11 protein-coding genes and 1 pseudogene are annotated in these 8,188 nt (G+C 68.5%); 9 read left to right on the forward strand and 3 right to left on the reverse strand.

All coding sequences use genetic code 11. The features are described 5' to 3' along the window. The 9 genes from QZX79_RS11335 to QZX79_RS11375 form a co-directional block, all read left to right on the forward strand. Nucleotides 1-486: SUMF1/EgtB/PvdO family nonheme iron enzyme (locus QZX79_RS11335; RefSeq protein WP_294568386.1), on the forward strand; the 486-nt coding region annotated here is incomplete at its 5' end. Further along, complete coding sequence (locus QZX79_RS11340) at nucleotides 435-1,106, forward strand: alpha/beta fold hydrolase (protein ID WP_294568387.1); 672 nt, start codon at nucleotides 435-437, stop codon at nucleotides 1,104-1,106. The genes QZX79_RS11335 and QZX79_RS11340, both read left to right, overlap by 52 nt. A gap of 198 nt (nucleotides 1,107-1,304) precedes the next feature. Then, a complete protein-coding gene (locus QZX79_RS11345; protein ID WP_294568388.1) occupies nucleotides 1,305-2,570 on the forward strand; it encodes a S8 family serine peptidase in 1,266 nt (421 codons plus the stop codon). 3 nt (nucleotides 2,571-2,573) lie between these two features. After that, nucleotides 2,574-3,062, forward strand: a complete 489-nt coding sequence (locus QZX79_RS11350; RefSeq protein ID WP_294568389.1) for a hypothetical protein — start codon at nucleotides 2,574-2,576, stop codon at nucleotides 3,060-3,062. Between the two features lie 69 nt (nucleotides 3,063-3,131). Then, nucleotides 3,132-3,629 carry a histidine kinase gene (locus QZX79_RS11355; RefSeq protein ID WP_294568390.1) on the forward strand — a complete coding sequence of 166 codons (498 nt, stop codon included), beginning with the start codon at nucleotides 3,132-3,134 and terminating at the stop codon, nucleotides 3,627-3,629. Next, nucleotides 3,626-4,498 (forward strand): DUF4097 family beta strand repeat-containing protein, encoded by an 873-nt coding sequence (locus tag QZX79_RS11360; RefSeq protein WP_294568391.1) that lies wholly within the window; start codon nucleotides 3,626-3,628, stop codon nucleotides 4,496-4,498. Before QZX79_RS11355 ends, QZX79_RS11360 begins: the two co-directional genes overlap by 4 nt. A 136-nt stretch (nucleotides 4,499-4,634) precedes the next feature. Continuing rightward, the gene (locus QZX79_RS11365; protein ID WP_294568396.1) at nucleotides 4,635-5,042 is read left to right on the forward strand and encodes a YciI family protein; all 408 of its coding nucleotides are present in this window, start codon (nucleotides 4,635-4,637) and stop codon (nucleotides 5,040-5,042) included. A 3-nt stretch (nucleotides 5,043-5,045) separates the two neighbouring features. After that, on the forward strand, nucleotides 5,046-6,191 hold the full coding sequence (locus tag QZX79_RS11370; protein WP_294568392.1) for an RNA polymerase sigma factor: 1,146 nt from the start codon (nucleotides 5,046-5,048) through the stop codon (nucleotides 6,189-6,191). A gap of 70 nt (nucleotides 6,192-6,261) precedes the next feature. Continuing rightward, nucleotides 6,262-6,624 (forward strand): hypothetical protein, encoded by a 363-nt coding sequence (locus QZX79_RS11375; RefSeq protein WP_294568393.1) that lies wholly within the window; start codon nucleotides 6,262-6,264, stop codon nucleotides 6,622-6,624. 63 nt (nucleotides 6,625-6,687) lie between these two features. Here the strand turns inward: QZX79_RS11375 and QZX79_RS11380 are convergent, their stop codons facing one another. The 3 genes and pseudogenes from QZX79_RS11380 to QZX79_RS11390 form a co-directional block, all read right to left on the reverse strand. After that, nucleotides 6,688-7,071 (reverse strand): potassium channel family protein, encoded by a 384-nt coding sequence (locus tag QZX79_RS11380; RefSeq protein ID WP_294568394.1) that lies wholly within the window; start codon nucleotides 7,069-7,071, stop codon nucleotides 6,688-6,690. A 55-nt stretch (nucleotides 7,072-7,126) separates the two neighbouring features. Next, entirely contained in the window at nucleotides 7,127-7,738 is a 612-nt protein-coding gene (locus QZX79_RS11385) for a DNA alkylation repair protein (protein ID WP_294568395.1), read from the reverse strand. Nucleotides 7,739-7,979: 241 nt separating this feature from the next. After that, a pseudogene (locus QZX79_RS11390) lies at nucleotides 7,980-8,188 on the reverse strand (hypothetical protein); the annotation flags it as partial.

An 8,188-nucleotide genomic window follows, 5' to 3' on the forward strand; every position in this document is an offset into this window, starting at 1 on the left:
CCTGGCTCCCCTGCCGGGCCGGCCGCGACGGTTTCGCTGGTAACGGTCCCCGGGGGCACCCTCGAAATGCGCGATGCCCGCTCCGGGTCCTCCCGCACCGTCACCCTGGTTCCGTATTCGATCGGAAGGACGCAGATCACGGAGGCCGAGTGGGCGCAGGCCGGAGGTTCAGCGGGGGCCCCGGAACGGGCGGGACAGGTTCCCGTCCACCCGGTGACATGGTTCGACGCCGTCCGGTGGTGCAACAACCTGTCGTCGCTGGCCGGGATACGTCCGGCCTACTCCATCTCCTCGCGGGAGGTCGGCTGGGACGTTGACGCGGACGGCTACCGGCTCCCCACCGAAGCGGAGTGGGAGTTCGCCTGCCGCGCGGGCACACTGACCCCGACCTACGGGCCCCTTCCGGACATCGCGTGGACGGCTGCGGACCGGGCGTGCTGTGGACCCGGGCCCAGCCGGGCCAGCGGACGGCACTGGTGCTGCTGACCCACGGCGGCGGCCAGCATAAGGGTGCACCGGCCGTGGCGGCCCGCGCATGGCGGTACCTGAAGGAGCTGGACGCCGCCATTATCGCCATCGACGCCCCGGGTCACGGTGACCGGGAACGGGGCGGGCGCGACACGCTGTTCATCGAACAGCTGACGCAGGCCCGACGCGACGGCACCCCGGTGGGCGACCTCATCGAGGGATACAACGCCGACGTCGCCGCCCAGGCCCTGCCCGAATTTTCCGAGGTGCTCACCGCCGTCCAGGCGCTCGACGAGATAGGCGCAGACGTCCGCATCGGATTCTGGGGGCTGTCATCGGGGGCAGCGATCGGGCTCCCCTTCGTCGCCGGGGAACCGCGGGTCACCGCCGCCGTCCTGGGGCTCACCGGCAGCGATCAGCTGAGGGAGCAGGCCCGCCGCATCCGGGTGCCCGTCCAGTTCCTGCTGCAGTGGGATGACGAATTCGTGGACCGTGCGGTGGGCCTCGGGGTTTATGACGCCCTCGCGTCCACCGAAAAGTCGCTCCATGCGAACGCCGGCGGACACACCGCCGTGCCGCGGTTCGAGGTCGACGCCGAGGCGCGGTTTTTCACCCGGCATCCCGCCGTTCCGGCCTAATGGCTAGGGCGTCGACGTAACCGTCGTCGGGCCGGGCGGCGTGCCGGCACGCCATCCGCGGGAGCGTTTCGACGGGAGTCCAGAGAAGCCGGTGGGCCTTTTGGCCGTTGTTGCGGAGCCGCGGCGCACCTAAGATGGGCAGAACGGTGAGCGATCCTCCCCGAACCTCGCCCCATCTGCAGGCCAGGAAGGCGTCTTGTGAACGCTTCACGAATTTTTGGAACTATCCTCACGGCGCTGCTCGCCGTAACCCTTGGGCCATGGCCGGCGGGCGGTGTGGAACCCAGCGAACCGGCCGCTGCCGGGCCGGTCATCGTGATCCTCAATCAGAGCGTTGATGCCGGTCAGGTCTCGGCAGAGCATGCACAGAGCTCGGGAATCCGGCCGGACATCGTCTACAGCTCGGCTTTCCAGGGCTACTCGGCCGTGCTGTCCGAGGCCCAGGCCCGGCAGCTGCAGGCCGACCCCCGGGTCAGCGAAATCCTGCCGGACCGGACCGTTGCTGCTCCCCAGGTCGGCGCGGTTGAGAATCCGCCGCAGCCGGCCCAGCTCGTGTCGAACGGCGTGAAGCGGATCGGAGCGTTGGAGAGCCCGACGGCGAAGATCGACGGCATCGACGAGCGGGTCGACGCCGACATCGCGGTCCTTGACACCGGTCTTCAGTCGGATCATCCCGACCTCAACGTGGTCGGTGGCGCTGATTGTGCCCCCGGGGACGGCCACGAGGATGTCGTCGGCCACGGCACGATGGTCGGCGGTCTTGCCGCCGCCCTCGACAACGCGATTGGACGGGTGGGAGCAGCGCCCGGCGCGCGGCTGTGGGCGGTCCGGGTGGCCGACCCGCAGGGAATCGTCACCGACTCAAGTCTGCTGTGCGGGCTGGACTGGGTCACCGCCAACGCCGCCACAGTCGACGTCGCGAACCTCAGCCTCGGCGGTCCCCTGCGCGGGTATGACGTCGACTGCGCACCCCCGAACGACAACATGATCCTCGAGGCCGTCTGCGCAGCGACGACCGCCGGTGTCACGGTGGTGGCAGCAGCAGGAAATGAGGCGCGCGACGCGGGCTTCCTGGAACCGGCTGCCTTTTCCTCGGTCATCACCGTCTCCGCGATGTCCGACACCGACGGTCGGCCGGGCGGCCTCGGACCCACCGAGGCCTGCATACCGGGGGTGACTGACGATACTCTTGCGTTCTACTCGAACTTTGGTCCGGCCGTCGACATCACCGCACCGGGCACCTGCCTCAGCTCCACCTATTTCGACAGCCAGTACGCCGCCAGTAGCGGAACAAGCTTCTCCGCTCCGCTGGTCACAGGCGGTGCCGCGCTGTACCTTGCCAACAATCCGGGCGCTCCGCCCGAGCAGGTCCAGGGTGCGCTCGTCGGCTCCGGGGAGCCCGGGCCGCTCCTGAATGACCTCGACGGCTTCCCGGAGCCGGTCCTGAACGTGTCGCGGTTCTAGCCGGTGGCAGGACCGTCGGATCGCCGCCGTTCCCGCACCGGGGTCGATCCGGTCGGAATTCCAGCGCGGCGGATCCTGCTCGGCGTGCTTGCGGTATTCGCCGGCGCGGTGTCCGGTTGTGGCAGCCCGGCCGCGCACGGGTTGGACGACATCGAGTTCCGCACCGTCTCCGGCACCGATCCCGCCGGTGACCTCCGGTGGCTTGAGGACCATCCGATCTATTGGCGGATGACCAGCGCCGGAGGGGAGGGAACCGCCGTCATTCGGCCGCCGTGCAGCGGGCTCCAGGCCCCTGTCAGAGTGACCGAAGACAAGGTGGTCGTTGACACCCGCAGGATGTCGATAGAGGCGCAGTACTGCGAGCCGCCGGTCGGCGACTACGACCTGTGGCTGCACCACCTCATCGAGCGGCCGCTCAACTACAGCTGGGACGGAGAGACCCTTATTCTGAGCAATGACCGCGGCTCCCTGACGTTCGAACGCGAAGAATAGCCCGCCGGCTGCCCGGCAGGCTTCTCCCAGAACTCTTGCGCTGACACCACATGGTGTCATACTGGTGTCATGAATCTTCTCCCTTATCTTGAGCGGCTGCGTGAACAGCTGCTCGTCGCAGCCGAGGCGGGAGGCGGGGACGCCCGGGATGTCGCAGAACGCCTGGTGACTCCGCTCGAATCCGCCGCTCGCCTGATGCTGCTCGATGCCCTGTCCAACGCGGCCGGCGAGATCACCGATGATCTGGCACCGGGCTCGGTCGAGGTCCGCCTTCGGGGCGTCGATCCCGAGTTCGTCGTCAGTCTGCCCGAGGTACCTGCCGGCCCAGCAGTGGAAGTGGAGGCCGGCAACCCGGCCCTATCCGAGGAGGGCGGCACCACCCGGACGACCCTGCGGCTGCCCGACCATCTCAAGGCGAGGGTTGAGGCCGCTGCCGGCCGCGAGGGCCTGTCGGTCAACACCTGGCTGGTACGGGCGGTCGCCGCATCACTCGATTCCGGTGCAGGACGGCCCGTTTCCAGACCGATTCCCGGCACGCAAAGCATCACAGGATGGGCACGCTCATGACGCTCTTTGAAACCCCAGGACCCGTTGGGGCGCGCATCGACATCGGCGCCCGGGGTGACATCTGGGTCGGTGCCACCGACCGGGCGGAGGTGACCGTCGACGTCCGCCCGCGGAACCCCTCAAGGTCCCTGGACCTCGACGCCGCCGAACAGACGACGGTGGAGTTCGTCGACGGCCGGCTGAGCGTGAAGTTGAAGCAATGGCGCCGCCATAGCTGGTTCAGCGACGGAGGTGCGGTCGTCGTCGCCGTCGAGGTCCCGATCGGCTCGTCGTTGGAGGTGTCCTCGGGGATGGGGAGCCTCCGCATGGACGGGGAGTTCGGCGACGTTTCGCTGTCCACCGGCGTGGGCGAGATCCGCGTCGGCACCAGTGCCGCTCTCAGGGCCAAGACCGGAATGGGCGATATAACGGTCCTGCGGGCAACCGGCACAGCGGAACTGGCCAGCGGTACCGGCAGGATTCACGTCGAGAGCCTTTCAGGGTCCGGCGGCATTCGAAATTCAAACGGTGAAACCTTCGTCGGGGAGGTCACCGGAGATCTGCAGGTGAAGGCGGCGAACGGCGACATCCTGATCCACAGAGCCGGCGGCAATGTGAACGCCCGGGCGTCCAACGGGGCGGTGCGGATCCAGGAGGTGCACCGCGGAGTCATCACCGCGCACACCTCCGCCGGGTCGATTGACATCGGCGTGCGGCCGGGCACCGCGGTATGGCTGGGACTGACCACGAAGTTCGGACAGGTCCGCAGCGGGCTCGATCCGGCCGACGCCCCAGACGATGGCGGCGCGACCGTCCAGGTGCGCGCCGACTCCTCCTATGGAGACGTCACGGTTCACAGCAGCTCCGACGTGGGCTCCGGCATGTCCTAACCCCGGTACCCCGCGGGCGGAAACTCCGTGCCGGAAAGAATTTCCGGCACGGATGTCGAATTTCCCCGCACTGCTGCGTCCCCCAAGTGAATGCAGCCACAATGGGCTGTGTCCTAGAAACGAGGAGAAGATGACGATGGCCAAGTACCTGTTGCTCAAGCACTACCGCGGCGCACCGACCGGGGTCAATGACGTGCCCATGGACCAGTGGACGCCCGGGGAGATCTCGGCCCACTTGCAGTACATGGACGATTTCGCCGCGCGGCTCGAGGAAACCGGCGAGTACATCGACGGCCAGGCGCTGTCGCCAGAAGGCACCTGGGTCCGTTACGACGGCGAGGGAAAACCACCGGTCACCGACGGCCCGTTTGCGGAAACCAAGGACCTTATCGCCGGGTGGATGGTGCTCGATGTCGACAGCTACGACCGCGCGCTCGAGCTTGCCGGGGAACTGTCAGCGGCTCCGGGGGCCGGCGGCCGGCCGATCCACGAGTGGCTCGAGCTGCGCCCGTTCCTTGCTGTGCATCCCACCGTGACGGAGTAATCCATGGATGGGGTCCTGCTGCGGAGCCTCACCCCCGAAGTGATCGCCGTCCTCGTCCGCCGTGGAGCCGACTTCGCGGCGGCCGAGGACGCGGTGCAGGAGGCCTTGATCGAGGCCCTGCGCACCTGGCCGGAGCGGCCGCCGCGTGACCCGAAGGGCTGGTTGGTGACGGTGGCGTGGCGGAAGTTTCTCGACGCCGTGCGGGCCGACGCCTCCCGTCGGCTGCGGGAGCAGCGGGTCGTGGCCGAGCTCTCCCCCGGCCCCGGCCCGGGCGGGGACGATTCGCTTCAGCTCTACTTTCTGTGCGCCCATCCGTCCCTCACGCCGTCGTCGGCGGTTGCGCTCACGCTGCGCGCTGTTGGAGGCCTCACCACCGGGCAGATCGCGCGCGCCTACCTGGTCGGTGAGGCGACCATCGCGCAGCGGATCAGCCGGGCCAAGCGGACCGTCGCCGGCATCTCACTCGATCAGCCCGGTGACGTGGCTACCGTTTTGCGGGTCCTTTACCTCGTCTTCAATGAGGGCTACTCGGGCGAACTCGACCTTGCTGCCGAGGCGATCCGGCTGACCCGGCAGCTCGCAGCCCGGATTGACCACCAGGAGGTGGCGGGGCTGCTGGCGCTCATGCTGCTCCATCATGCCCGGCGATCCGCACGGACCCGGAGCGACGGCAGTCTCGTGCCGCTCGCGGAGCAGGACCGTGGCCTGTGGGATACCCGGCTTATCGCCGAGGGCGTGGAGGTGCTGCAGAGGTCGTTGGTCCGTGACAGGCTGGGCGAATACCAGGCCCAGGCTGCCATCGCCGCGCTGCACGCCGATGCCCGGACGGCCGGTGAGACCGACTGGGTGCAGATCGTTGAGTGGTACGACGAGCTGGTTCGGCTCACAGAGAGCCCGGTGGCCCGGCTCAACCGGGCCGTTGCGGTAGGCGAGGCCGACGGGCCCCGGGCCGGCCTGGCCGCGCTGGCGTCGCTCGATCCCACCCTCCCCCGCCATACCGCCGCCGCTGCCTACCTCCACGAGCGCGACGGCGATCGGGCGGCCGCGGCACGGCTTTACGCGGAGGCGGCACGGCAGGCACCGAACCTGCCCGAACGGGACCACCTGACACTGCAGGCCGCCCGCCTGAACACCACTTTGCGCCGCTGACGGGAGGCATCGGGTTGAACACCGCTTTGCGCCGCTGGCCGCCTGATACACCGCCTCCGCCGCTGACCGCGTGAGGTGGGTACTACGGGGTACGCCCGGCGCGGACCCGGCGGTGTCGGTGGTGTCGGTGGTGTCGGTGGTGTCGGTGGTGTCGGTGGTGTCGGTGGTGTCGGTGGTGCACAGCGTAGTGGTCAAACACCGCCGAGGACGTCGCCCCGGGATGGCCGAACCTGCTTCGGAGAACCCGGGCGAGGTCGTCCAGGGCCGAGCTAAGCATCCTGCCCGCGAAGCGGAGCTCGGGGTCACCACTGCGTTGGGCATCATCGGCGAGCTGCTGGGCATAGGAGACGGTGTCGGGCAGGGAGCCCCTCTCCTGGACCTCATGGAAGTAGTAGCTTTCGTAGAACGACAGCAGATCGATGCACACCAGTGAGACCTGCCGGGCCAGCGATTCAAGCAGGCTGGCAGCATGGTGAGGATCCAGCAGCGTCAGGCCCTACGGACCGCTCGCCTCACGGAGGAGGTTCAGTTCATGGGCGAGTGCGCGGCGGCGGCCCAGCGCTGGATAGGCCTGCAGGATCCAGAACACCGCCGCCGTCAGCAGGCCGAAGCCGGTAATCGCCTGGGATGCGGTGAGCAGCCTGAGTCCGGCGTCCCCCGCAACAATTTCGCCGAACCCAACGGTGGAGAGTGCGACCATGGAAATGTAGAGCCCCTCGGTGAAATTTCCCTCCTGCGGCGCCCCATCGGCGTAGACGAATCCGTCCTGCAGGTGCGGCAGGTACAAGAAGGCCCATCCCACGACGGCCAGCGCGGCCCACGCCGCAATGACCGCAGCCATTGCCGCGGGTGCGGCGAAGGCGGAGGACCGTCCCCTCACCGTTCGTGACCTCTTACGGACGAGCACCGCAGCGGCGCCGTGACTCCACCGTTGTTCAGGACTCCATGGCCTCACGGACGACCCGGATCGCCTCCTCTACCTGCTCGACCCGCCCGTCCTGCGCCCCCGTCACCAGGCGGACGGTGCGGCGGAAGACCGCCTCGTCGCCCTCGCCTTTCCGGAAAGCGGGCAGGTGCACTAGCACCGCCGCCCGGCGCAGCCAGATGTTTTCCGAGACCGCCCAGCGTTCGAGGACCGCCCGCGCCCGTACGGCATCCTGCCCGACGAGCCTGACGAGGAGGGCTCCAACGACGTCGACCGCCAGCGGATCAGCGAGGTCGCGCACAGCGGCCGAGCGCAGGAATCCCTCGACGCGGGTGAGGTCCGAACTGTGGAGCAGTTTAATGTTCGACTGGAGGAGCACCACGGCCGCGAGCCGGCGCTCAAAGACCGGCCGGGCCCAGAGCTCTGATGCAAGGGCGGTGACGGCGTCGTGCTGGAGGTCCGGGTAGCGTCGGGAGGCGTTGCGGATAGTGCCGCGGATAGCGCCGACTGACGCTCCGTAGAACTCGAGGGAGTCCCCCAGACGCCGTTCGTAGTCCTCCGCACGCTCCTCGGTGCTTTCGTACTGGAGGGAGTCGTCGATGAAGTCGGCGGCGGCACTCATGCCTTTTACCCTAGGTCGGGATTTACCATGCAGTGCAAACGGGATCGATGGTCAGCGTCCGAATCAGGGAAAGTACGGCGGACTGGCCGCGTGGCCGGGTCGCTTGGTCGGGCCGCGTGGTCGGCCCTTAGGGTCGGGCCGCTTGGTCGGCCCTTAGGGTCGGGCCGCTTGGCCGGCCCGTAGGGAAGCGCGGTCGTCGAGCCGCATGACCGGGTGGGCCGGCGCGGAGGCGCTCTCCTGTTCATTCCAGATGGAGTTCGGGGGTTGTTTTGGGGGGTCCGGCGGTCCAGTAGCCGTTGCGGCGGGGTCTTTGTTGTGGGTCGATCGTGTGGGGTGGGCGGAACCAGGGGATGCCGTGGCGGGAGTGCACGGTCCAGGTTCCGTCGTGGATGCGGTGGTGGTGGTGGGAGCACAGCAGGACCCCGTCGGTGAGGGTGGTGGTGCCGCCGT

Origin of the sequence: uncultured Arthrobacter sp. (assembly GCF_902805515.1) — a bacterium.
Taxonomy (GTDB): domain Bacteria; phylum Actinomycetota; class Actinomycetes; order Actinomycetales; family Micrococcaceae; genus Arthrobacter_D.